Annotated in this window: 15 protein-coding genes; 9 read left to right on the top strand and 6 right to left on the bottom strand. The window is 54.7% G+C overall.

Going from position 1 to position 25,605, the window contains the following annotated elements; genetic code table 11:
- Window positions 1-9 precede the first annotated feature (9 nt).
- The 4 genes from METLU_RS0106515 to METLU_RS0106500 all read left to right on the top strand — a co-directional run bounded on the left by METLU_RS0106515 (window position 10) and on the right by METLU_RS0106500 (window position 13,283).
- A complete protein-coding gene (locus METLU_RS0106515; RefSeq protein ID WP_027157520.1) occupies window positions 10-7,593 on the top strand; it encodes an SMP-30/gluconolactonase/LRE family protein in 7,584 nt (2,527 codons plus the stop codon).
- Window positions 7,594-7,755: 162 nt separating this feature from the next.
- Window positions 7,756-11,112 (top strand): transglutaminase-like domain-containing protein, encoded by a 3,357-nt coding sequence (locus tag METLU_RS0106510; protein WP_027157519.1) that lies wholly within the window; start codon window positions 7,756-7,758, stop codon window positions 11,110-11,112.
- Window positions 11,109-12,305, top strand: a complete 1,197-nt coding sequence (locus METLU_RS0106505; RefSeq protein WP_027157518.1) for a HEAT repeat domain-containing protein — start codon at window positions 11,109-11,111, stop codon at window positions 12,303-12,305. The genes METLU_RS0106510 and METLU_RS0106505 overlap by 4 nt, the downstream gene beginning before the upstream one ends.
- A gap of 93 nt (window positions 12,306-12,398) precedes the next feature.
- Window positions 12,399-13,283 carry an IS982 family transposase gene (locus METLU_RS0106500; RefSeq protein WP_027156585.1) on the top strand — a complete coding sequence of 295 codons (885 nt, stop codon included), beginning with the start codon at window positions 12,399-12,401 and terminating at the stop codon, window positions 13,281-13,283.
- A 176-nt stretch (window positions 13,284-13,459) separates the two neighbouring features.
- On the opposite strand, the gene METLU_RS29140 is transcribed toward METLU_RS0106500, so the two are convergent.
- The 3 genes from METLU_RS29140 to METLU_RS0106485 form a co-directional block, all read right to left on the bottom strand.
- A complete protein-coding gene (locus METLU_RS29140) occupies window positions 13,460-13,762 on the bottom strand; it encodes a group II intron maturase-specific domain-containing protein (protein WP_027157517.1) in 303 nt (100 codons plus the stop codon).
- 587 nt (window positions 13,763-14,349) lie between these two features.
- Window positions 14,350-16,092, bottom strand: coding sequence for an ABC-ATPase domain-containing protein (locus METLU_RS0106490; RefSeq protein WP_027157516.1), 1,743 nt, complete (start codon window positions 16,090-16,092; stop codon window positions 14,350-14,352).
- A 191-nt stretch (window positions 16,093-16,283) separates the two neighbouring features.
- Window positions 16,284-16,673, bottom strand: a complete 390-nt coding sequence (locus METLU_RS0106485) for a VOC family protein (protein ID WP_027157515.1) — start codon at window positions 16,671-16,673, stop codon at window positions 16,284-16,286.
- 271 nt (window positions 16,674-16,944) lie between these two features.
- Here METLU_RS0106485 and METLU_RS0106480 point away from each other — a divergent pair, with 271 nt between their 5' ends.
- The 4 genes from METLU_RS0106480 to METLU_RS0106460 all read left to right on the top strand — a co-directional run bounded on the left by METLU_RS0106480 (window position 16,945) and on the right by METLU_RS0106460 (window position 22,478).
- The gene (locus METLU_RS0106480; protein ID WP_027157514.1) at window positions 16,945-17,409 is read left to right on the top strand and encodes a KGG domain-containing protein; all 465 of its coding nucleotides are present in this window, start codon (window positions 16,945-16,947) and stop codon (window positions 17,407-17,409) included.
- Window positions 17,410-17,819: 410 nt separating this feature from the next.
- The gene (locus METLU_RS0106475) at window positions 17,820-19,064 is read left to right on the top strand and encodes a L,D-transpeptidase family protein (protein WP_231383562.1); all 1,245 of its coding nucleotides are present in this window, start codon (window positions 17,820-17,822) and stop codon (window positions 19,062-19,064) included.
- 190 nt (window positions 19,065-19,254) lie between these two features.
- Window positions 19,255-20,733: a NarK family nitrate/nitrite MFS transporter gene (locus METLU_RS0106465; protein WP_027157511.1), complete on the top strand. Its 1,479-nt coding sequence runs from the start codon at window positions 19,255-19,257 to the stop codon at window positions 20,731-20,733.
- A gap of 14 nt (window positions 20,734-20,747) precedes the next feature.
- A complete protein-coding gene (locus METLU_RS0106460; RefSeq protein WP_027157510.1) occupies window positions 20,748-22,478 on the top strand; it encodes a bifunctional protein-serine/threonine kinase/phosphatase in 1,731 nt (576 codons plus the stop codon).
- A gap of 60 nt (window positions 22,479-22,538) precedes the next feature.
- Here METLU_RS0106460 and METLU_RS0106455 read toward each other — a convergent pair whose 3' ends face one another.
- The 3 genes from METLU_RS0106455 to METLU_RS0106445 are packed head-to-tail and all read right to left on the bottom strand — an operon-like array spanning window position 22,539 to window position 24,438.
- The gene (locus tag METLU_RS0106455) at window positions 22,539-23,429 is read right to left on the bottom strand and encodes an alpha/beta hydrolase family esterase (protein ID WP_231383561.1); all 891 of its coding nucleotides are present in this window, start codon (window positions 23,427-23,429) and stop codon (window positions 22,539-22,541) included.
- A gap of 52 nt (window positions 23,430-23,481) precedes the next feature.
- Window positions 23,482-24,090, bottom strand: a complete 609-nt coding sequence (locus METLU_RS0106450) for a hypothetical protein (protein ID WP_027157508.1) — start codon at window positions 24,088-24,090, stop codon at window positions 23,482-23,484.
- A gap of 18 nt (window positions 24,091-24,108) precedes the next feature.
- Window positions 24,109-24,438 (bottom strand): EthD family reductase, encoded by a 330-nt coding sequence (locus tag METLU_RS0106445; RefSeq protein ID WP_027157507.1) that lies wholly within the window; start codon window positions 24,436-24,438, stop codon window positions 24,109-24,111.
- Between the two features lie 116 nt (window positions 24,439-24,554).
- Between METLU_RS0106445 and METLU_RS0106440 the strand changes: the two genes are divergently transcribed.
- On the top strand, window positions 24,555-25,430 hold the full coding sequence (locus tag METLU_RS0106440; RefSeq protein WP_027157506.1) for a LysR family transcriptional regulator: 876 nt from the start codon (window positions 24,555-24,557) through the stop codon (window positions 25,428-25,430).
- The last annotated feature ends 175 nt before the right edge of the window (window positions 25,431-25,605 follow it).

The following is a 25,605-nucleotide window of genomic DNA, read 5'->3' as shown; positions in this document are numbered from 1 at the left end:
AGCTCGGTCATGGATGCCGCCAGTCAAAAAGCGATCAGCGGCGCCGTCGTGCTGATGCAAGGCACCGGCATGAAGTCAGTGACCGATGCAAACGGACACTATATGCTGTCGGGCCTGAGCAACACTGAGGTGACGCTTTACGTTTCCGCAGCCGGCTATTTCGGCCGCACCGTTAACGCAGCGCTGAGCCAAGCGGGCAATTACACGCTGGACATTTCGCTTGATAAGGCGGTCTCCAGCGGCATCAGCATTACCTCTGTGACCACCAATGCTTCGGATTATGAGCCTTACAGCAAGGTGGAAGCGGTTGCGACATTGTACAGCACAACGCTTCAGGATGTCGATGTCACCGTGCGCGCATTGGTAATCGACTCGAGCGGTAATATCGTGCAGGAAATCCAGGCGAACCCCGGGCTTGGGGCTGCCAACCCGCCCGATTTGCCGATTACCGTGCCCGCCAACGGCAGCACTACCGTGCCGATTGACTGGCACGTCCTATCGGCGCCGCCCGGCGCTTATACGCTGGTCGTGCGAGCCAGCGATCTGTCCGGCAGAATACTCGTCGAAAACAGTGTCGCGATCACAGTGCTTGCGGCAACGCGGATCGGTGGCGGTATTACGCTGGACCCGCCCATCGCCCAGGCGAGCGGCGAGCAGCCGGTTCATATTACCGCCGACATTGTCAATGCCGGCAACCAGACCATTAAAGCCGGAACCGTGCAGGTCGCTGTGACGCTGGAGAATCCGGACACCAGCGGACCGGCGGTGCAAACAGCCAGCCTGAAAGCATTCCTGGAAGGCGCGCCCTTGAACTCGCCGCACGGAGGTGTGTTCGATGCAGCGGGCCATCTTTATGTGGCGAACGCTTCCGAGCGCAAGATCATGAAAATCGCGCCCGACGGACAGGCGGACGTGTTCGCTGCCATTTCCACGATCAATTCTCCGAATACGCTTCAGGACCTCGCGTTCGACAAGGCCGGCAATCTGCTGGTGCTGTCCAGCCAGAACCGTATCATCAAAATCGCGCCGGACGGAACCCAGACCGTTATCGATACTGGACTGGCAGCCCAATACGGCCTGGACGTGGATAACAGCGGCAATATTTATGTAACCGGCAACAATGCGAACGGCCGCGTGCTGTTGCGTATCGATTCCACCGGCGGCAAAACGGTGCTGGTGGCGAACGGACTGAGCACGCCGAACGGTGCGGTGTTCGACAATACCGGCACGCTCTACGCGACCAACTATGACGATAATTCCATCGTCAAAATCGCTGCCGGTGGCAAGATCAGTCCGTTCGTGACTGGTCTGAACCGTCCGCAAGGCATCACCACGGATACGCAGGGTAACTTCTATGTGGCCAACAGCGGAGCCAATAACGTGCTTAAAATAACCCCTGACGGCCAGATGTCCATCTATGCCAGCGGCTTTGCCAATCCGTATGAATTGCGTTTCGATGCATCGGGCAATCTGTTTGTCACCAACAACAGCGACCACACGGTAGCCAAGGTCGACAGCAACGGAACCGTCAGCGTATTTGCAAGAGGTATCGCCGATAAGCCGGAAGGCATGACCTACGATTTAGCCGGCAATCTCTATATTGGCAATGCTGCGGATAACACCGTGACACGGCTCGATGCCAACGACAATGTCAGCGTGATCGGCACTGGATTTAACAATCCGCGCGGAATTGCGGTTTCCGGTTCGAGCGATGTTTTTGTCGCCAACTATTCGGCCGGGTCGATCAGCAAAATCAGCGGTGGCGTCAAATCAACATTGGTTTCCAATTTAAAGAACCCATACGGGATCGCGCTGGATACGGCCAATAATCTGTATGTTTCGGAAAACCAGGCCAACCGGATTTCGCGCATCGATACCGCTTCCGGGCAAAAACAGGTTTTTGCCGAGACACTGCTCAATAGTCCCGTGCGGATACGTACCGATGCCGCCGGGGATCAATACCTGTTGAACCAGAAATTCATTGCCCGACTGGACGGCGCCAACGGCGGCAGCATTGTTGCGGAAGGGCTCAGTAATGCCATCGATTTCGCGGTTACTTCCGATGGCGATTTTTATGTCATAGATAGCAATACCTCTCTCAAGAAAATCGATGCCAACGGTGCGGTTGTATTCACGAAAACCATCACCTCTTCTTCTGGTGGAGTCGCCGTGGACGCGGCAGGCAATATCTATCTGACCGAAAACGCCAACAAACGCATCATCAAGATCGCCCTGGACGGATCAAGTTCAGTGTTTGCGAGCCTCCCCTCCAATCCAAGGGAACTGGTCTCCGATGGCAATGGCGGATTCTTTGCGCGCCTGTCGTCGGGCGCGATTGTCAAGGTCGATGCGTCCGGGGCAACCACGGGCTTTATCAGCGTCAGCGGCGCTACGGGCATGGCCACGGACGCTTCCGGCAAACTTTATGTATCAACCGGCACCTCTAACAGCGTCAAGGTCTTCGATGCCTCGGGCAACTTGGTGAACACCATCACCGGTCCGCAGAATCCATCCGGCATAGCACTGACCGCATCGGGGCAACTGCTGGTAGTGGAAGCTAATAATCTGCGGGTTTCCACTTATAACGAACAGGGTGCCTTCGAATCCGCGGTTTATGGATTCTCAAACCCCAAGGACTTGATCTGGACGGGTTCCGAGTTGATTTTTTCGGATTCGAACAATCGTATTTTCTCGCTGGCTTCAGGACAAAGTCCCCGGCTCATCGGTTCAGCCGCAACGGACTATCTGGTGTGGCACAACGGCACCTTATATCTCTCGTCAGGGAACAAGCTATCGACGATGGCGGAGACTGGCACAGTCAGTCCTTTTTATACCGCTACCGGAAGCAATATTTCTTTATCCGGCATTGCGGTCCGCCCTGACGGCGCCATCAGTTTCGCCTCGCGCAATGATGGCCGGGTCGCTACCCTCGATATCGGCGCCAACGTCATCGCTAACTATCCCGGCTTGCGCTCCCCGCAAGGCTTGATGATCGATGGGGATGGCAGCGTGTATGTCAGCAACCCCGGACTTAAGAATGTGGTGCGTATCAGCCCCGATGGCAAACAGTCCGACATATTCTCAACGGGTACCGCGTTCCGTAATCTGGTGTCGGACAGATCCGGCCAGATCTATGCCACCGGCGGGGATTCGGTATACAAGCTGAGCGCTACAGGGACGAGTAGCAAAGTGGCCTCCGGCGGCAGCACTGCCAACGGCATCACCTTGCTGGGATCAGATATCTATGTGACCGATGGCAGTGCAAGCGCAGTGCGCGTGGTTAACGGAAATCAACTGGATATCTACGCTTCCGGCCTGGGAGGCGGATACGGCGTCCGCGTCGGCCCGGATGGCGGCGTTTACGTTGCGGTTGAAAGCAATGGCGCGGTCATGCATTACGCTGATGAAAAGCTGGGGCTTTATGTCGCCGGACTGAGTTCTCCCAGATCGCTTGCTTTCGATTCGGCGGGCCATCTCTACGCAGGCGGGAAGTCGGGCGTCATTACCCAAATCGATGGCTCGGGTCAAAAGACAGACCTTAGCGTAAGTCCATTACTTTCCGGTAATAGTGTTGATGGTCTGGCTTTTGATGTGTCAAATACGCTTCATGCGACTGCCAGTCCGAAAGATGCCGTCTATAAAGTCATCATGCCGACTGCGCAGACCGATACGCCACCCGGCACCGTTGTGTACACAGCGACTGCCGATGTGCCTGAACTTGCGGTTGACGGGGACGCTATTTCACTGGATTTCGGCCATTGGACCCCGATCTTCGGCGGGGATTTCAGCGTCAGGATCACGCCCCTGCAGACTAATGTCGATGGTATGCTGGCCAGTGCGATTCATGTGGGACCGCATGCCTACGGGCTCATAACTACCGACAAGACGGAACTGGCGCCGGGACCAAACAATGTGGCGTTGCAGGTCAAGATAAAAGGCGCCGATTTCACTTCGCTCGCGAAAGTGGATACGGCCAACCTGAAGGAAGCGTTTTCGACCGGCAGTATTTCCCCCAAGACCATGCCGGCGGATCGTTCGGGGAACGCTTACCTGCCGGTTAGCGGCGTAATCAAACGAATCGCTCTGGATGGCCAGATGTCGGATTTTGTAGTCTTGCCCGGAATAGCCAGCGGCTCGGCCATGGCCATCGATTCCGGGGAAAACCTCTATGCCTACGCCGGCAATCCAAAGAAGCTGATGCGTATCGATCAGGACGGGACTTACGCGGCTTTCGCATCCCTCGCCTCACCTCCTGTCGGCATGGCGGTGGACAGCCGGGATAACGTGCTGGTTCTGATGAGTAATGGTATCCTGCGCTTTGCACAGGACGGAAGCCAGGAGTTTTTGGGCGGTGCCGCCGTTACCCAGGCCTACGCACTGACCATAGACGGACACGATAATATCTATGTCCAGAACAGAGGCAATATCATCACCAAGATTGCGCCCGACGGCAGCGTTTCCACGCTGCTTGCTCCCGACCCGAAAACCGGGGAGCCGAACTTCGAATATGAAGGTATCAATGTTGCCGGCGACTGTGCCGACAACGTTTTCCTGACGCCGTTAAACTGGAAAGAAGTCGGGCAGTCTGGCGAAGAGCATGTGCTGGTTCAGATGATCGGCAAGACTGGCCTGGCCTATCCGATACTGGACGGGCAAACTGTCAAGCCGGCTATCACGGATATGGATTTCGTCTCCTACGACCGCTTTTCCGGCAACCTGTTCATCTGGACGGATAAAGGCTATAAGGTCTACAAACTGCCGGTCACCTGCGGCGCTATCGGCGTCGACTTGCATATCGTGCTGCCGCCGGGGCAGTCGGCCAGCGGCTTCAACATCGCGCCCACCTCGGAAATCGTACAGCCGGACGGTTCCACTGAATATGTATGGAACCTGAAGGACGTGACTGCTTTCGGACAGGATGTGCGCTTCGATGCCTTGCTGGACGGCGTGGCTTTAGGTGACGTGCGGCCGATGGCGAAGGATGCCTTCCTGCTGTTCAAGAACACCTTCGTGCCGGGCGATATCCGTGTGCCGCTGGAGATACCCAAACTCGCCGCGAATAACCTCGTGGGCCTGACAGTCACTACCGACAAGCCCGAGTATCCGGCCCAAGCCGAGGTCGGCATCACGACGGATCTGACCAATCCCAACAGTCATGCCATAAACGGATTATTGAAGCTGGATATTCTCGATGCGCAGGGGATTTTAGTGAAGAACGTGCTGACGCAGGCTATCGTCATCAATCCCGACTCCCCGGTTTCAGTGAGCCCGATGCAGGCCTTTAATACCGGCGACACAATAGCGGGCGCCTACACGGTGCAGGCGGTGCTGGAAAATGCCGAAGGCGTCGTGCTGGCGCAGGCTTCGACTCCGTTCCTTATTGTCGCGGGCAGCGACGGCAAGCCAACGCTCGACGCCACGGTCAGCGTGGACAAGCTCGACTACAACCCGTTCGATTCCGTCAACATCACCGCACGGGTCCATAACCTGGCCACCAACCTGCTGTTTGACAACCTGACCGTGTGGGAAACGGTTAAGGATGCCGGCGGCAAGACGGTGTACAGCAGCAGCCAGCAGATACCACAATTGCTCGGCGGAGCCCTGCGCGATCTGACGTTTGTCTATACGCAGAACAATGCCGCTCCCGGCGTTTATACGCTGGAACAGACTGTGAGCGATGCGGCGGGTACGGTATTGAGCCGCAAAACCACCAGCTTCACTGTCAAATCCACCAGCGAGACGGGCAGCGGCCTGAAAGGCCAGATCAGCCTCTCGTCCGAGGCAGTGCCAGCGGGCGACAACATATCGATCTCGGTCAAGATTCAGAACCTGGGCAATGCGGATGTAGCCGCGCTGCCGCTCACCTTGTCCATCGTCGATCCCGCCACGGAAGCCGTGCTGGCCACCTGGTCCTACAGTGCCGATATTGCCCAGGGCAACAGCTTCAGCGCCGCAGCCTCCTGGCCGGCCACGTCGACCGGCAAAACGACCTATGTTGTGGTGCTTACGGCCACGCCAGGCGGTCAGTCGCTGCCGCTCGCTCAGCACAGCTTTACTGTGGTTGATTCAATCAAGCTCGACGTCAAACAGCAGCTTCTGCCCCAAAACCGCGTGTTGATGCTGCTGTCCTGCAAGCACAGCGAAGGCGGAGATCATGAACACCAGGACGATAGAAAACATCATGATGACCATGAGCACGAAGAGCACAAAGGGCATCACGATGCTTATGAACACGAAAATGATATAGAGCATCACACTGCCCATGAAGACGCTCATAAACATCAAGATGACCATGAGCACGAAGATGGTAAAGCACATCGCGATGAGCATGATCACGGAAGCGATCGGAAACATCATGATAACAACAGCTGCCTCGACAGCCGGACCGCATTCATCAACGCCCTGCTCACGCAGCTGAACCTGCCGCATCGGGTCACCGTCACGGCCGAGGACTTCCGCAGCGCCTTCCGCAGCGGCCGCTACAACACCTACTGGCTGTCCGGTGAAATCGACAAGCTGCCTGACAATCTGGCCGAAGAAATTCGCGAGGCCGTCAACCGGGGCGACAGCCTGCTGATTGACGGCATGCACGATGAGCGCAATAAACTGCTGGACGAAGTCGTCGGCGTGCAATACCGCGGCAAGCTCGCGTCGGCGAACCAGTCTGTCGAGTTCACCGGCCCGCTGTTCGCCGCGAGCGCTGTCGACACGCGCGGCCGTCCTCTCAAGCTTGAACTTGGCGACGGTACGCTGCAGGCCCGGTTCCCGGACAACCTTGACTGTGATGATTGCGAGGGCCAGAAACACCACGGCCCAACGACTGTGAATCCTGCCATCGTCAGTCACCGCTATGGCCAGGGCCGCGGCATGATCATGGCCTTTGATCTGGTCGACACGCTGATGCAGGAACCCTCGCTGTCCGACGTCTGGCGGGCCATTATCGAGACCGCCTTCGATGACCTGCTGCCGGAATTGCCCGACACCTACACCAGCGGCGCGCTGGTGGTTGCCAGAACCACGGTCGCCAACCTGGGCCATGCAGTCGGTCTGCAGGTCATCGATACCCTGCCTGCGGATGCCAGAGTGATCACGACCGAACCGGCCGCGCTGATCGACAGCACAGGCACTCAGGCCACCTGGGATTTCAGTCTCGGCATCGAGCAAAGCCAGGACCTGACCCTGTCCTGGTGGCTGTCCGGCCTCACCGGCAGCTACAGCCTCGACACCCTGGTCAGCACGACCCAGGGCGGACAGGCCAAGCCCTACGGCAGCTACCCGCTGACGCTGACGGTCGCCTCGGCGCTGGATCAGCAGGCCACTGACGATCTCATCGCCCGGCTCAAAGCGCTGACCTTCAGCAGCCACAAAGACCGGACGGCCAGAGACAAGGCGGTCAAGTCCCTGCAGGACGCGCTAGCCCAGGCCGCGGCTGGCCATTACGACGGGGCCATCGACAGCCTGATCGAGGCCGTGAACCGGCTTAACGCCATTGAGAGCCAGGACACCCGCGCCTACCGGCTGGGACTGGACCGCTGGCTGCAAGGGCTTGAACAGCAATGGCGGCCAGCGCCAGTGAAACAGAATCCCCATTAAAAAGCTGATCCGGCTGGAGGGCAGAGATCCGGCCCGGCAGTTTAAGCGGTGGCCTGATACGACCGTTTAAGCGCAGTACCCCAAGTAACGATTTTATTAACTTATTTACTATCCCGTTCCGGTGAAGGGGATAGTTTTTACATTATTTTGCAAGAGGCTCGGATGTCCATTTTGTTTAAATTTGTCCACCCCACACGCCAAGCGCAGGGAAAGCAACTCGTAACGTCTTCGTTGATTCACAGCCTGCGCGGCCTCCCCGCCTTCATGCGCAGCACAGCCACCCTGGTGCTGGTCACCTTTACGCTCATGATCCTGCAGCCGACTATTGCAGCCGCACAAGCCGCAAAAACATCCAAGGCAGTGCCCGCCTCCATGCCGGAACGAAATCTCCTGGATGAACTTCGCACCACCGCACTGCGCATGAAAGCCAAAGCCGAGCGGGGCGAAAAACGTGACGATGACGAGCAACGCCTGCTCCAGCAAGCCGATGAGCTTGGTAAGGAGGAGCATCAGGCTGAAGCCGATTTCCAGGCGATCGGGCAACACCTTGACGCCCACGGCCTCCCGGAAGAAATCAGAGAGCGCCACCGGCAGGTGGTAGCCGATTACCGCGCCAAGATGAACGAACTCAAAGCTCGGCTGGGCGAGTTCCATAAGACTCGAGGTAAAAAAGACCGCAACCGTGAACAGCGCGCCCTGACCGACTTGGCTGACTTCCTGCAGAAAGAACAGACAACCCGGTCTCGCCAGCCCTTCGATCCCAACAACCTGCCCTTCCGCACGCCCGACGATAAAGTCCGCGCGCCCAAGGAAAAGAAAGAGGAACTCGATGAGATCGTCCGTCTTAAGAAGCCTGTGCAAGTTGCTGCCGCCGAACTCACGCCGGAAATGCTCGCTCAAGTTGATTCGCTGCCCAATGCCGCGCCGACCCCGGACGATCTCGCCGAAAACGAGGATGTGCAGATTACCCAGGCCATCCGGGACCAAGCCGCCGCGCTCCACCATAATCCGGTGGAAATCTACAGCTGGGTTCGCAATAGTGTCGAGTTCCTGCCCACCTACGGCTCCATCCAGGGCAGCGATCTCACTTTGCAGACGAAGCGCGGCAACGCCTTCGACACGGCCAGTCTTCTGATCGCCCTGCTGCGCGCCTCGAACATCCCGACCCGCTACGCCTACGGCACCATCCAGATCCCGGCCGATCAGGTCATGAACTGGGTAGGCGGCGTGAAAACGCCGGAAGCGGCACAAAGCCTCCTGGGCCAGGGCGGCATTCCCAGCGTGGCGCTGGTTTCAGGCGGCAAGATCACCGCCTTCAAGCTGGAACATGTCTGGATAGAAGCGTTCGTGGATTTCATCCCCTCACGAGGCGCCATCCACAGAACCGGTGACACCTGGGTGCCGCTGGATGCGAGCTTCAAGCAGTACACCTACACGGATGGCATGGACCTCAAGAATGCCGTGCCTTTCGATGTCCAAAGCCTGATCGATCAAATCCAGACCGGCGCCACAGTTAACGAAGCCGAAGGCTGGGTGCAGAATATCGATCAGAACCTCATCCAACAAGCGCTGACCGACTACCAGAATCAGATCAAGACCTACATCGATAGCCAAAAGCCCGAGGCCACGGTAGGCGATGTGATCGGGACTAAGAGAATCGCAGAACAAAAATCGCCTTTTCTGGCTGGGACTCTACCCTATACGCTTCTTGTGTCCGGCCCCAAAACCGCCGTGCTGTCGAATGCCCTGCGACATAAAGTCCGCTTGACCCTCTATGGCAGTTCACTGGATCGTAGCCTGGACAGCCCAGCCGTTACGTATAGCGCGAGCCTGCCGAGCTTGGCTGGAAAACGGCTATCCTTTACTTATGATCCCGCTTCATCAGCCGATCAGGCTGTTATTGATGATGCAGTTGCCAATTACCGAAATAGCCTGCCCGCTTACCTGATTCAGGTAAAACCGGTACTTAAAGCCGAGGGTGAGGTGTTGGCGTCTGGAGGATCTTATGCGATGGGCGAAAAGCACATCCTGTCGGTAGACATTATAGCGCCTTGGTACCAGCATAACCGCGATTATCAAGTGACTGCCGGCGATTTCTTTGCTCTCGGCCTCAACCCGGCCGGGATTACCGCCGATCTCTTCAACGCGCGCACCCGTCAGCATGATTTGAACAACACAACCGGTCCGGACTTCGCAGCTTATACGGCGGAAATGTTCCACCAGATCGCTTTGGCCTGGTGGGCTGAGAAATTCGCATTCAACGATATCATAAGTGCCACTAACCGGATCATTCATTACCAGCTGCCTTCGCATGTATTGGCGGGCAGCCCGCTGAACATCCGCTATTTCTTCGGAATCCCCCGTTCAGCCAGCTATGGCAATCGGGTGATGGACGCCAAGGAAGATTTGATTATGGCGGCCCCTGCCGACGGTAATGCCGAATCGCAGCGGCGCTTTGTCTTGGCGGCAGGGTATGTGGGCTCCTACCTGGAAGCCAGCATTTTCGATCAGGCGTTCCTTCTGGACCCCGGCCATTCCATGTCCACAATCACTGCGCTCAAGGTTGCTAACGAACGAGGCGTAGCAATCTATACCATTGATCAAAACAACGTCGCCGCACTGGCCCAAATCCAGACCGACCCTGAGGACCTCCAAGACATGCAGAATGCGGTGGCGGCGGGGCTTCGCGTCACTACGGCACAACACGATATTACTGTCGATAATTTCACCGGCTTGGGCTATCTCCTCGAAGATCCGGAAACCGGTGCTGCGGCGTATCTGATCAGCGGCGGTAGGAATGGTGGGAATTCACCGAGTGGACAATTTGTCTATCCCATGCCGCAACCGGTCGCAACGCCAATTCATAATTTTATGCTGAGCTTCACCCTTAGAAACGCTGGAGTAAGCTTGGCGTTTCAGAACGGAATAGTATCGGGGATTGTCTTACCTGAAACCGCTGCTAGCACAACAGTAGCTGGAGGTTCTGTGGCTGGTGGGGCATTTGGCTCGCTAGCAGCAGCTATCATTACTGCGCTTGTTATTTATTCCTCGCATGCTCAAGAAATAGAAAATCGTTACCCAAAAACGAATAGAGTACTACGACATTTTACCAGAGCAGAGTTTGGACCACTCATTTGGGCCAGCAAAATGATTTATGCTTCACCACCGGGAGGAGATTATAATGAAGATTTTTATGCTGTCTATTTGGCTGATCCAATGGACCAAATTGATGCGCAAGCAAAAGCGTCTTGTCCCCCTACCGCTGATGAGTCAATTCAGCTTACCTCTAGCTACAATCTTGCGTTAAACGATGGAGAATCCCCGGAAAAACGGGTGAGAGCATATGTTGATGTCGAGCTTACACGTGAAGATTATTGGCGGCCAGTTATGGAAGAGGTAAGAAATAGCAATGGAGCAACGGAAGTAGTATTTAAATTACAACTGCTTTATTTCGGACCGTACTCAATCGGAATAGACGGCTTAGGCGAATGTTCATGGTTGAAGGAAAAAACTAGATGATTGTGGACATACCAGAAAATATTGGAAAGCTTTTAGATTCTGCATTGAAAAGCCGAGGTGGCTTTGATGCAGGCAAGGCTCTACACACGCTTGATGACTTTCCTCATCTGATTGTGGAGGAGAATGTTATGGATCTAGTCGTTCATCAATTGAAAGTTGGAGCCCTAGGGAATCGGGTCATTGCTGCACGTATTCTGATCCAGTTGGGTGATCCTCGTGGGATTATTCACCTTACTGCAAACAGCCTGAATCGGCACCCTTATTTAGGCATCGATCAGACTAAGAGTTCCACAAGAAGCGATGGTTGGCTTATCCGATGGGCGGAATATCTAACGGATGAATGTCTGGATTTACTCATCGCTGACATTATAGAGCATCGCGATGCTTTTCATGCCGATGTGCTGGCGGCAGCCCCGCAAGAACTAGTCGTTCCGCGTCTGTTGGAATTGCTTGGGCATGACCGACCGATAGCCACCCAGGCTGCTTATGCTTTGGCATATCACGGATGTATGGAAGGTCAAAAACTACTGGAATCTCTCTTGACTGAGCGCGATCCGCGCTTATTCTACTTAGCTCTCGTGGCTTTAAGTCGTGTTTCCGATCCACGCCTTATCGATCTACTCCGATCTATTGCCAATCAACAGCATGAGATTTTTTATGGAATTGATAGAAGTTGGTTGAAAACGGCGCTTGTAGCTCTGGCTTTTCAGCGCTTAATGGTTCAGGATCAATCATTGAACAGTCCTTTCCTCAATGTAATGCAGCGTTTCTACACGTCCAATCCCATTAGGAGCTATTCTCATAGGGAGCATCTAAAATATCAGGGAATTATATTGCCTCAAGGATATGAGCCGGAGTTGTTTCTGTTGCAAGGAGGTCAAGTGACCTGGACGGCAGATTTTATTCATGAATTTTCCACTTCGGATGACCGGCGAAAATTAGCCAATATTCAGAAGGAAAGATTATTGGATTTGCTTGGAAGGATTCCCGAGGAAAAATATTTCAAGGTTGGAGGGTCTTATTATTCTTGGTTTGAACATCCTTCAGATACGCGAAATATGACTAGTTATTATCTCCCGGAAATTAAGGTTCGCAACGAACTTGATGATTATATCTTTGCTGCAACGGATTGGATAGTGAATCCATCACGATATCGTTTGGGGAATATGAGAGAATGGCGATTGCTTAAGTAACCTGAGTTCGGGATAAAAAAGGGAGCAGGTTCTTGTTATAAAAGAGAAAATAAGTTTTCGACGCTAACTTTCTCCGAACAAAAACCTGCCTTTATGAAATTAACACACTTATTCTGCGATGTGGACGATTTTTGCCAAACCTTTATAGCGGACTGGCAAAAAAATCAATTAACCCAAGGTAAGAAGAAACGCCATCGTCTCCATCGGATGAGTGATAGCGAGATGATCACGATTTTAGTGGCTTACCATCAAGCCGGTTTTCGAACCTTCAAATGGTTTTATCTGAGGCATGTGCAGCGCTATTGGCGAGCTGAGTTTCCTAATCTGCTAAGCTATAATCGCTTTATCGAGCTGATGCCAAAACTGTTGGCGCCGCTCACCGCCTTTATGGCCAGTCGCCGAGGCGCTTCGGCAGGTATTGCCTTTATTGATTCAACACCGCTGGGCGTGTGCGAGAATATCCGTATTCCCCGGCACAAAACCTTCACCCAGGAAGCCGGGCGCGGCAAATCGTCGACCGGCTGGTTTTATGGCTTCAAATTGCATCTGATCGTCAATGACCAGGGCGAGATTCTGTCATTTTGCATCACACCGGGCAATGTCGATGATCGCAAACCAGTCCCCGATCTGGTGAAATCATTGACGGGAAAGCTGTTTGGCGACCGGGGCTATATTTCCAGGAAGTTAACTGACTTATTGGCCCATCAGAATGTCACGCTGATTACTACGCTGAAGAAAAACATGAAGCCGCAAGTGATGGATGTGTTTGACAAATGTTTGCTGCGCAAGCGTAGCATCATTGAAACGATCAATGATCAACTCAAGAATATTGGCGATCTTGAACACTCGCGGCATCGTTCTTTGAGCAACTATTTGTCCAATATCATCGCTTGTCTGGTGGCCTATACCTATCAGGAGAAAAAGCCGGCTCTCAATTTGCGCGATGTCGATTGGTTGCCTTTTATTTCGAATGCTTAAACCGAACTGAGGTTATGGTAGAGTCGAGATGTGACGCGGTGGCCTAAGGCTCAGCCTAGCTGTTGTCGCCCCTTTCGTCTGGCGGTGCCTCAATAGCCGAGCCATCACTCCGTTTTCACATCCCGCTCATCGAACCCGGCGTGCCCTATTAAGGCACCGGGCTCTCGGACAAGCACTCATGTTTTCGCCCACGGAAAGTTATGGGTTCGCGATGGCAAATTAATCAATCCCAACTCTTCGTAGAGGTATTGATCCGGGTAGCGCTTTCCCCCCAAGCCTCGAACCTTGTGTTTCTTGCATAACCACCGGCGTAGCCGTTGTATGGCATGGCTGTTAACGGCTCGATACGCGGGGCTGACCTGGCCGAGGCAGAAATAGTTCGCCCACCCCGTCAGTTTCCGGTTAAGCCGTTTCACCACATACTCGGCATCCAGCTTCACTCGGCGGCGATCCGTCTCCTCGCTGAGGCTGTCCACCATCCGTTTGATGCGCTTCCTGGAGGGGCGGGTGCCGATATAGGCCCGTATGGCGGATGATTCGTAGGGTGGATTTGCCTTGGCAATCCACCAACAAACGGAGTGTTGAAACCGTAACGTCCCTCAATAATACTTGGCCTGCTTGAAATGGCGGTTTGCTGTGCAAAACCGCCCTACTACGCTGTTGTTGCAAGCAAAGCTCTGCAAGCTGTTGAGCAATACAGCTTACGGGTTGTCCAATTTTCTGGGTCCATTTCTGAGCGCTTCCGTGATCGGAATCGCTATACTTACAACACTCTATCGACCTTGAAATAATAATTGATAGTTATGGCTTGGCATTATTGCTGCGAAGCCTGCTTTGAATGATTTAAAGGCTGCTTTTGACACATACGTGTCCACCTCTGACGATTCGGATACGGACAACCAGGGAGGATTCCTCGGCCGTGTAATTCGCTCTTAATATTCCAAGCCGTCGTCTTCTGAAAACGACCCATCGGCAGTGCAATCGACTGCTGATATTTCGTGTGGTTATCTTCTGAAAACAACACACAAAGCTTAACTCTTTCAAATTACGCACACCATCACAAAAACTATGCAATCCGCAACGACCTTATCCGGTTGATGGCGGCGGCCAGTTCGTATTTGCGCGGCATGGACAGCGTGCCGGGATAATCGGGCGCCAGGACCGGCAAGCCATGTTCGGCGATATCGTCATAAAGCCGCTCTATCCAGAACCCGATGGTTTCGGGCTGGCCGGCGGGCTGATTGATTTTATAGCGTAGCGCCAGCAGGCAATAGCCCAGAGCCAACACCTGCGGGGCTTCCGCGATCTGCGCGACGGCCTCCAGATTGATCAGGTCCATGCCGTACTCCAGTTGCTTCGGCGCATTACGCAGCGGTTTGATGCGTTTGGCGATCGTCTTTTTCAGGCGCTTGTTTTCATAAGCCGGGTCAAAGTTATCGGCGGCCAGCCGGCGCGTTGACGGACGGTCTTCGATCGGCGCGGCCTCATCGACAATCGCGCCAAGCCTGTCGCGCACTTTGGCGGTGATGTCGTGGCAGCGGTAATGGGCCATCAGCAGGCAGGTATCGGCTTTCATCAGAAAAAGCCCCAGGCCGCCGACCACGAAAATCATCGACACGCGCTGCTTGCTCCAGAGCGACCGTACCGTGGCGTAAAGCGGCCTGATCGGCTCCAGCGAAGCCTCCAGCACCTGCCCGATCAAGGCATCGCGTACCAGAAAATTGGTCGCGCAGGTATCCTCATCGAACAGCAGCAATCTCGATCCGCTTTCGATGGCCTCGACGATGGCGGCCGCCTGCGACGTGCTGCCGCTGGCATTGTCCGAGGAAAAATGATCAGTCTTCAGGCCGTTCGGCAGGTCGCCGATAAAAGGGCTGATGTCCACGTCCCGGATGCTGCGCCCGTCTTCGGCCCGGATAAAGAACGCATCCTCGCGCGTCACGACCCATTCGCGGCCATCGCCCGGCACATGCGCGTAGACGCCGGCCAGGATCGCCTGCATCAGGGTCGATTTGCCGTGATAGCCGCCGCCGGTAATGCAGGTGATGCCCTCCCGGATGCCCATGCCGGTCAGGCGGCGGCCATCCGGCAGCGGGATGTCAACTTGCAGTGAATCAGGCGATTGGAAGGCTGTTACGGCCCCGTCCGACGCTGGCCTGTCGTCGATGCCGCTGTTGCGCGGCAACCGGGCGCCGTCGGCTATAAAAGCGACCAGCCGATGCTCTTGCATAAACCGGCTGATGACGGTGCGCGTGGTTAGCACTTCGACAAACTGTTCCAGCTGCGCCCTGGTTTGCTCGTCGTAACGGTCATAAAAAAACGTGGCATCGACGATGGCGGGCAGTTCCTGATTCATCATGATCCGCGCCTGCTCGGCATCGAAAACACCGCCGCCTCGCCCTTTGGCGGGCAGGCTGATCATGAAGCGCAGTTCAATGGCGGTCCGGTCGATCAAAACACTGTCCCTTTCCAGCATTTTCTGGCTTAACTCGATGGTATGGAACGAACCGCTGCCTTCCTTGCCGCGATTTTGCAGCGCGAACCTGTCAATGCCCTGGCGGAAGCGGCGAATCAGAAAATCGGCGACGGCCAGTTTGCCGTCTTCGGCTTGTAGAAAAGCCTCGGGAATGGCGCTGCCATGCCGGGATACAGTGACCGAGGCGATCGAGGCGGGATGGGCGCCGGGACTGCGCTGAACCCTGATCAGCCTGAAGTTGAAGCCAGGAAAGTCATAGTCATCCTTTAACAACTGCACCTGATGAAAAGGCCGATCGGCAAGCGTCGAGATTAACTGGTTTAACCGGTTCATGGGTCTCCCCGTGTGTTATTAGCACATGTTAAACAACTGCAGGGTCGAATTCACCTGGAGCGGGACGGGGCGGCATGCCCCATCCCGCAGCATATCTTTCAAAATTCACCCAATTATTACGGCTCTGAGAAGATACGCGCTCCCTGCCCTACGCGCGGCAAACGGCATAAATCAGGCGATCAGCCCTTGTTTTAAGTCACAGCGCTCAAATCCTGGATCAATTCCACGGCATTGCCGTCAGGGTCGCGGCAGAACAAGGCCCGGCGTCCCGATTTGCTTAACGTGTAGTAAATATCCTGCAGCTCCAGTTGCTGCCGAACGGCGTCCAGATCATTGACCAGAAAAGCGGTATGGCGATCGAGTCCGCCGTGTTCGGGGCGGTCTTCATTCCGGTCGGGATTAGGCACTTCGAGCAGATGAATCTGCTGTGCGCCGAGTTGCAACCAGGCACCCGGAAAAAGCAAATCCGGGCGCTCGCAGGTCTTCAGACCCAGTATGCCGCTGTAAAACCTCAGCGCCTTCATCGTGTCGGACACAATAATGCTGACGTGGTGAATTTGTAATTGAATGTGATCAGACAATGTTATCCCCTCTTCTGCATAGTAGATTTTTTATAGGTTAGCGATATGAGCCAGAGCACTTGCTAGACCTTGCCAGGCGCGGAGCCTGTCGTTTTTTTATTCTGCCTATCGTTGCAGACCTCGAATGTACGCTAGCGCACAGAACTTCATTGGGCCGTTGGTATATTTTAATTACTCTTTTTTTATATACAAAAAAAGAAGATGTGTTTGGTTTTATTCCCCAAATAAGGGCTAACCAATAATTAATCTTAATGTTTGAGGAGACACGATCATGACTCAGCAAAGAGGTACCAGCAGTTCGGGCCAGGGCAAATCAGCCCGCGGTTTTGCATCAATGGATGAAGCAAAACAACGCGAGATAGCCAGTAAAGGTGGCCATGCCGCTCATCAAAAAGGCACAGCCCATGAGTTTACGCCGGAAGAAGCCCGGGAAGCCGGCCGCAAAGGTGGTCAAGTCGCTCATGAAAGAGGCACAGCCCACGAGTTTACGCCGGAAGAAGCCCGGGAAGCCGGCCGCAAAGGCGGCAAAGCCGCTCATGAAAAAGGCACGGCTCATGAGTTTACTTCCGAAGAAGCCCGGGAAGCCGGCCGCAAAGGCGGCAAAGCCGCCCGTGGCGGTAAAGAGGGGGAAGGCGGCGGCAAAGGCAAAAGCGCATCAGGCCAAAGCAGTGAGCATATGGCCGAAATAGGTCGTAAAGGCGGCCAGCACAGCCATGGCGGTGGCAAAAAACATTAACTTCATAACGGGAGCGACCCTTTAACCGCGGAGTACTGTTAAAGGGTCGTTACCCCTGCTTATTTACAAGTACATCCTTACCTTGTGTAGCTAACTATCTATTTTTCCTCTCATTAAATCAATTCCCCAGTCAGGCTTTTTATTATCCGATAATCGCCGGACTCACTAAATCTTAATCTTTTATTAATTTTTTCTTAATTAAGACAAGTTAGGCTATTGTCTAATTTGCCTACGTGCGATATTTTCAGCTCGCCTCGGGTATTTACAACTATACTTTTAAATTTACATAGATGTTTACCTTAGAAGAAAAACTAAAAATCAACCCGCTCCATTCAAGCAAAGCAGCTTTTCGCCCTTCACTATTATTAGCTTGCATACTGCTCGGCAGTGTTCTGGCCGGCTGTCAGAGTATGCCGTTTTTTGGTCCTTCGGAAGAGCCGCCGGTCGCTTCTCCCACACTGACGAAACAGGTAAACATTGAGCCCCACAATTTCCAACTGGCTGACGGCCAGAACATTGTCGGCTCACTGGCGACTGTCGATACGCGTGAGAATGACACCCTGCCCGATATTGCCCGACACTACGGCCTGGGCTATAACGACATCACGATAGCCAATGTCAATATCGACCCGTGGACGCCACAGCCGGGCAGTCAAGTATTGCTGCCTTTACGCTTTATTCTGCCCGAGGCGCCTCATAAGGGCATCGTACTGAACCTGGCCAATATGCGGCTGTTCTTCTACCCTCAAAAACAACCGGATACCTTATTCACTTATCCAGTCGGCATTGGCCGCCAAGGCTGGAATACACCAATGGGATCGACTAAAATCATCTCTAAAAGGGCCAACCCGGCCTGGACCGTGCCGGAGTCGATACACCGTGAGCATGCCCAAAAAGGCGATCCGCTGCCAAAAGTTGTGCGCGCCGGCCCCAATAACCCGCTCGGCAAATACGCCATGCCGCTCGGCTTTTCCGGATATCTGATCCACGGCACCAACAAGCCCTACGGCATCGGCATGCAGATCAGCCACGGTTGCGTACAGCTTTATCCCGAGGATATCGAGGTTCTATTCAATAAATCCAAGGTCGGGATGCCCGTGCAAATTGTTCATCAGCCTTATTTGACGGCCTGGGATCACGAGATGCTTTACCTTGAAGCGCATGAACCGCTGCAAAAATGGGCCAAGCAAAAACCCAAGCTGAAGAAGAAATTGATCAATGAGCTGAAACAGATCGGCACTCAGCAAAACGTATCCATCGATTTTGAAAAAGTCGACCGCATCCTTGAACGCGCGGACGGCATCCCTACACCCATACTGACCGGCAGCCCTGATATAAAAGAGCTAACGACAGCGGCCGTGCAAGTGGATCACCCTGATCAGCTCTACGGCCAGCCTGTTGTCGAAGAACTGAAGGAAAGCGATTGGGCTGTTTTAGCGGCCACCTTCGACAATGAGACTGAAGCCCAACAGCTGGCCGCGATGCTGTCGCATCAGGGACCACCGATCCCGGCGCGCAAAATGGAGAAAGACGGCGTTTATCAGGTTATCGCCGGCCCGTTCAAGAACAAGAAAGAAGTCAAAACCGTTGCGCAGCGCATCCGCATGGATTTCGAGCTGGATGCCAAGCCGTTGAAGCCCGGCAAGGTCAATTAACAGCGAGCAACGACATTTCCCGCCATGCCCGCACCAAAATCAGGCAGACTGCCTGATTTTGGTGCTTACCCGCCGCTTTTGAGCCGGCCGCTATTTCACCAATCAGGCTTGATGCCAGAGCCGGCCCCCGTTTGCACTCTTGGCATGCAACATGCAGTTTCCTGGAGAAAATTTTCAACAGGAAATAATTATGTCTTCACCCACATTAAATCTGCTTTCTTTCTCGGGCAATATCAAAATCCTGCACCTGTCATGGCTGGCTTTTTTTATCAGCTTTGTCGTCTGGTTTAACCACGCGCCGTTAATGCTGGCCGTTGCCGAATCGCTGCGCATGAGTCAGACGGATATCAAGACCATACTGATTTTGAATGTGGCATTGACTATTCCGGCGCGTATCGTCATCGGTATCCTGGTCGACAAGTTCGGCCCCCGGCGTACTTACTCGGCGCTGCTGGCGGTCGGCAGCGCGCCCTGCTTCCTGTTCGCCTTTGCCTCCAGCTTTGAACAATTGGCGCTGGCGCGCTTCCTGTTGGGCTTTATCGGCGCCGGCTTCGTCATCGGCATCCGCATGGTCGGCGAGTGGTTTCCGGCCCGGCAGGTCGGCATTGCCGAGGGCATATACGGCGGCTGGGGCAATTTCGGCTCCGCCGCGGCAGCCATGGCGCTGCCGACGCTCGCGCTGCTTTACGGCGGCCCCGATGGCTGGCGCTATGCGATCGCCAGCACCGGCGCGATCTCGCTGCTTTATGCCGGCGTCTATTTTTTCTCGGTCTCGGACACGCCCAAGGGCTCCACTTATTTCAAGCCCAAAAAGGCCGGCGCCATGGAAGTCAGCAGCATCTGGGATTTGTTCTTCTACATCGTCATGAACATCCCCCTCTACGCCACCCTGACCTTGCTGACCTGGAAACTGTCGCCGGCCGGCGCGCACCTGTTGACGCAACCCGCGGCGCTGGGCTGTTATGCCGGCATCTGGCTTCTGTTCATCTACAATGTCTACAAAATCATCCATGTCAATGAGGGACACCTGCAGCAACCGATTGAAGAGATTCATAAATACAAGTTCAAACAGGTCGCCATTCTTGACCTGGCCTATCTGATTACCTTCGGTTCCGAACTGGCCGTCGTGTCCATGCTGCCCCTGTTTTTCTTCGAGACGTTCCATGAATCGCAAGGCGTAACATCCGTGCAGGCCGGCCTGCTGGCATCGGGCTTTGCCTTCATGAACCTGGTCGCCCGCCCCGGCGGCGGCTGGATTAGCGACAAGTTCGGCCGCAAGCTGTCGTTAACGCTTTTTATTTCCGGGTTATCGGTGGGCTACCTTTTGATGTCGCAAATCACGTCGGAATGGTCGATAACGGCGGCCGTGATGCTGACCATGGCCTGCTCTTTCTTCGTGCAGGCCGGCGAAGGCGCCGTATTCGGCATGGTGCCTCTGATCAAGCGGCGCCTGACCGGGCAAATCGCCGGCATGGTCGGCGCCTATGGCAATGTCGGCGCCGTCTTGTTCCTGACCATTCTGTCTTTTGTCTCACCTGCCGTATTTTTCATAGTGATCGCCGGCGGCGCGCTGCTGGTCCTGGTCGCCGTGCAGTTCATCGAAGAACCGCAGGGCCATATGGTCGAGATTGAGGAAGACGGCACCGTGGCCATCATTGAAGTGAGTTAGGCAGGACGCCGGTTATGTCATCAGCGAAACTCCGGATCAGCCTGGGCCATGCCAGCGACAAAGGCATCAAGGCCGATAATGAAGATTTCTTCGGCGCACTGGTGCCTGAAGAGCCCCAGCTGACCTACAAAGGCATCGCCGTTGCCATTGCCGACGGCATGAGCAGCAGCGATGCCGGCAAGCAGGCCAGCCATTGCTGCGTGGTCGGTTTTCTGGAGGATTATTACAGCACGCCTGATTCCTGGTCCGTGATCCATGCCGGGCAGAAGATCCTCTCCGCGACCAATTCCTGGCTGTACAGCCAGGGGCAGGCCCGCTATGCGTCCGCCAGGGGCCTGGTCAGCACGCTCAGCATCTGCGTCTTCAAATCGACCACGGCACATGTTTTTCATATCGGCGATTCCAGACTCTACCGCCTGCGCAAAGGCAATCTCGAACAGATCACCCGCGACCACCGCGTCTGGGTCAGCCAGGAAAAGAGCTACCTGAACCGGGCAATGGGCATAGAACCCCGGCTGGATGTCGATTACCAGGCGCTGCCGCTGGAAAAAGGCGACCTGTTCCTGATGACGACGGACGGCGTGCATGATTTCATCAACGAAAAAACCCTGAAAAGGCTTTTACAGGGAAGCTCCGATTTAACATTGACGGCTGAAAAAATCGTCCAGCTGGGGCTCGATAATAAAAGCGACGACAATTTAACCTGCCAACTGATCAGGATAGAGGAACTGCCGCCGGCGAAAGAGGATGAAATCCTGCGCCGCCATGCCAACCTGCCTTTCCCGCCGCCGCTGAAGCCCGGCATGGTATTGGACGGCTACCGGATTGAAGAGGAACTGCATGCCAGCAAGCGCACGCAGATTTACCGGGCTTTTGACATGAAAACCGGCACGCGGGTCGTGCTGAAAACCCCATCCATTCTGTATGACGACGACACGCACTACATAGAACATTTTCTGCACGAGGAGTGGGTGGGGAAACGGATTCATAATGATCATGTCCTGAAAACCCTCGGCAGCGACCGCGAAAAAAGCGGCATTTACTATGTCACCGAATGCCTGGAGGGCCCCACGCTCAGGCAATGGATGGATACCAACCCGAAAGCCGACATCAAGGAGACGCGCAAAATACTGGAGCAGATCGCCAAAGGGCTGCGCGCCTTTCATCGCATGGAAATGCTGCATCAGGACCTCAAGCCCGAAAACATCATGTTCGATAAAAACGGCACCGTTAAAATCATCGACTTCGGCTCCGTCAAGATCGCCGGCATCGAGGAAATGACGCCGCTGGAGCACATCGGCCATACAGCTGTGCTGGGCACTTTGAATTACACCGCGCCCGAATATCATTTGGGCCTGCGCGGCAGCATCAAATCCGATCTGTACTCGCTGGGCGTCATCGCCTATGAAATGCTGAACGGCGCCCTGCCCTTCGGCCCGGACATGCCGGAACGACCGGATCAACCGAGCCTGGCGAAACTGAAATACGTGCCCAGCATTTATCACAACATCATGGTGCCGGCCTGGATAGACGGCGCCTTGAAAAAAGCCACGGCCATCAACCCGCAACTGCGCTATGACGACCTGTCGGAGTTCCTGTTCGACCTGTCCCTGCCCAATCCGAAATTCCTGAGGCCGGACGAGCGGCTGCCGCTCATGCAGCGTAACCCGACCGGTTTCTGGAAAGGCCTGACGGCACTGTTGCTGTTTACCAATCTGGCTTTGCTGTATTTACTGATGGGGTAGACGCACAGTCGTGCAGGCTGGATTGATAAATCCAGCCTGCAACATTCCAACCCGGTGAAACTATCGTTGCCGACGGCCCGATGAAGCAAAAAAATCGATGAGCGTGTCGTTAATAGCCGGCCATTGCGCATGCAGTTTATCGCCTTCGCAGTACCAGGTTTTAACGCCGTCGGCGCAGCCGGAATAGCCGAAACAACCGTTGACCAGCTTTTCCGGGATCGGGTCGCACTTATTGCAGGCTGCCCACCATCCCGACGACTCGAGACCATAGCCGGGAAAAAGGTGATCGTTGGCGCTGTGCATGATCATGACCGGCAGCGGTTTCGGGCACTGGCGGTCGCGCAGGTCCTGATAACCGATGCCGGCGGCGCTGGAAGCTATGGCGCCGGGAATGTGCCGGGTTCCGGCCATGAACGCCAAAGCCATCGCCGAAGTGCCGCCGTCGGAATGACCGGTGATAAAAATCCGCTTTTCATCGATGCACCACTTTTCGGCCACCCGCTTGGGAATAGTGCCCAGTTCAATGGTTGTGGTAGGCGATAATTCCGGATGGTCCGCATAGGCGACGATGAAGCCGGCCGTGGTTGCCGGAAGCGTCAGGCCCGTGGTCTTTTCGGTTTTGGCCCGGTTCGAGCCGGCCGGCGACAAGACCAGCAACAGCGGGTGGGCAATGGATGGGTCGTAATTGAGCGGCGTGCGGACGTTGTACTTGATCCCATCCTGGGTCGATTCGCCATGGCTGGCGCCGGCTTCGCCGATCAGCAGGTCCGGTTGGCAGCGGCCCTGGACCGATTCGGGCCGGTAAGAGGCCGTGCCCATTTGGGCAAAGTCGCCGCTATTGTCCATAAGCAGCAACACGAAAGCCAGCAAAACCGGCAACAGAAATAACACCGCCAGCCATTTGTTACGCGAAGTCAGATAGGGCTTTAAGCGGGAAAAGTTGATCATCATGGGTCTCCGGGGGATTGCATCGTCTGTCGGATTCGGGACGGTGCTTTGGTGATTATGCTTTCGGGGTTTCCTGAGACTTTTCCTTCATCAGGACGAATCTGATCAGCGCATAGACCGCCAACATCAGGCCAAGGGTGGTCGCCAGCAGCGGACTAAAGCTTTTCTGGTCGGCGTCTTCAATACCCACCGAGAATGGAATATGGGTGTCGAGGCGTTTGTCCTTATCGACGATGGCGATATGCGCCAGATAATTGCCCGCACCGTGTTGGCGGAAATCGACCACGCCGGTTGTGGTGCCGGTTTTTATTTTTTGCGGTTCCTGATAAAAAATCCGGGTGCCATCCGGTTCCTTGGTAATCTCGAATTCGACGCTGAAGTTGCGCAGCTGCTTGCCCTCGTAATCAAAAACCAGATGGGTCTGACCGAGTTGCGGAATCGCCTTGCAATACTCTTTGTTACCTGACAATGCCGGCGTGTAAGCTGTAAAATGCACGCGTTCGAGACCCACGCGGATATTGCAGGCATCGATTTCATCGACGGCGCCGCGATGGGCCTGCGCGGCGAAGGGGACGCCGGCCAGCAGAAAAAAAAGCAATATTAACCGTATATCATAATTGCGGCGGCAGTGCCGCCGATTGCCTGGGGTATGGTGTTTATTCATGGAAACTCCTGCCGTGCCTTACTGGAAATTGAAGGTTTCGACTTCGGAAATCAGAAATAAAGGCGCGCCGCCGCTGGAAATTTCCATGGCATGGCTGGCCGTTTCCTGGCCGCCCTCGGAATGCAGGCAGGCCACAAGCTCGGCCATCGACGGAAAATACACTTCGGCGATACGATGAAAAGGAGCTGGCGTATTGCCCGCGGTTGAAGTAATCAGCGAAGCGACGAAGCGGGTTTTGCCTGCCAGTTTTTCGACAGCCATCGGCACATGCTCTTCCGTATAGCGCCGTTCGAACAAGGCCAGGTCGGCAGGCACCGGGTACATCACAATCAATTTTGCTTCTTTCATAGCTTTCTCATATAGTTGTTGACGGGTTGGGCTATGTAAAACCTATTGATAGGGTTTGTAAAATACAGGCTTTCTATGGAACAATAGGTTTTTCCTATCTATGAGGCCGTCTAGTCATGGAAATGCATCAGATTCGCTACTTCCTGGCGGTGTGCGACCAAGGCACTTTCACTCGCGCCGCGCAATCCGCCTATATCTCCCAGCCTTCCTTGACGCAGGCGATCAAAAAACTGGAAGAGGAACTGGGCGGTGAGTTGTTCAGCCGGGATAGAGCCGGTTGCCGGCTGACTGACCTGGGGCGTTTGGTTGAACCCAATCTCCGGCAAATTTTTCGTGAAGCCCAGGCGATCAAAGCCGAGGCCATACGCTTTACCCGCTTGAACACCGTTCCCTTGCGGATTGGCATGATGGCCACCATCAGCTCGCATCGCCTGAGTGCCGTTTTTGCCGACTATCAGCAGGCTTATCCCCGCATCGAGCTGGAATTGATCGTCGACAGCGAAAGCAGTTTGCTGACGCAATTGGATACCGGCTATCTGGATCTGGTGATTAGCGCTCCGACAGACTTACAGGAAGGAGCCTATCAATTTCTGCCGCTTTACGAGGAACGCTATGTCGTCGCCTTCAGCGCCAGACATCGCTTCAATCAATCGCAGCGTATCGATTTAAAAGCCATTCAATCAGAACCCTATCTGGACCGGCTCAACTGCGAACTGCGCGACAAGCTCAAAAGCGTTTGTCAGGATAGGCACATCGATCTGTACCCCACCTACCGCAGCAATAGCGAGGAATGGATACTGAACATGGTGCGGGCCGGGATCGGCGTCGCGCTGCTGCCGGAATTCACTGTGCCGAAGGATGCGGAGCATGTGAAATTCCGCTACCTGACCGATCCGGAAATCAGCCGCACTATCCAGGCGATTTATCAAACGCAGGTTTCGCCTAAATCCGAGCTTCAGGACTTGCTGGCCAAATTGAAAATGGGGTTGTAGTTGGAAAACCAAGCTATCAGCGACGGTACGGATGGAAATCAAGTCAAAAAACTGAATAATGGCCGCTAAAACGGCGGAAAAACCAACATAAACAACCATTGCATCGATTCGGGGCCACTCTCGGCGCCCCACACGCAATCGGCTGTGCAGCACCCATGCCGGGTTTCCGCTAAAG

The sequence above is a fragment of the Methylobacter luteus IMV-B-3098 genome (genome assembly GCF_000427625.1).
Taxonomy (GTDB): domain Bacteria; phylum Pseudomonadota; class Gammaproteobacteria; order Methylococcales; family Methylomonadaceae; genus Methylobacter; species Methylobacter luteus.
The sequence above is the reverse complement of the archived record's forward strand: the minus strand, read 5'-3'. Positions and strand labels throughout refer to the sequence as shown.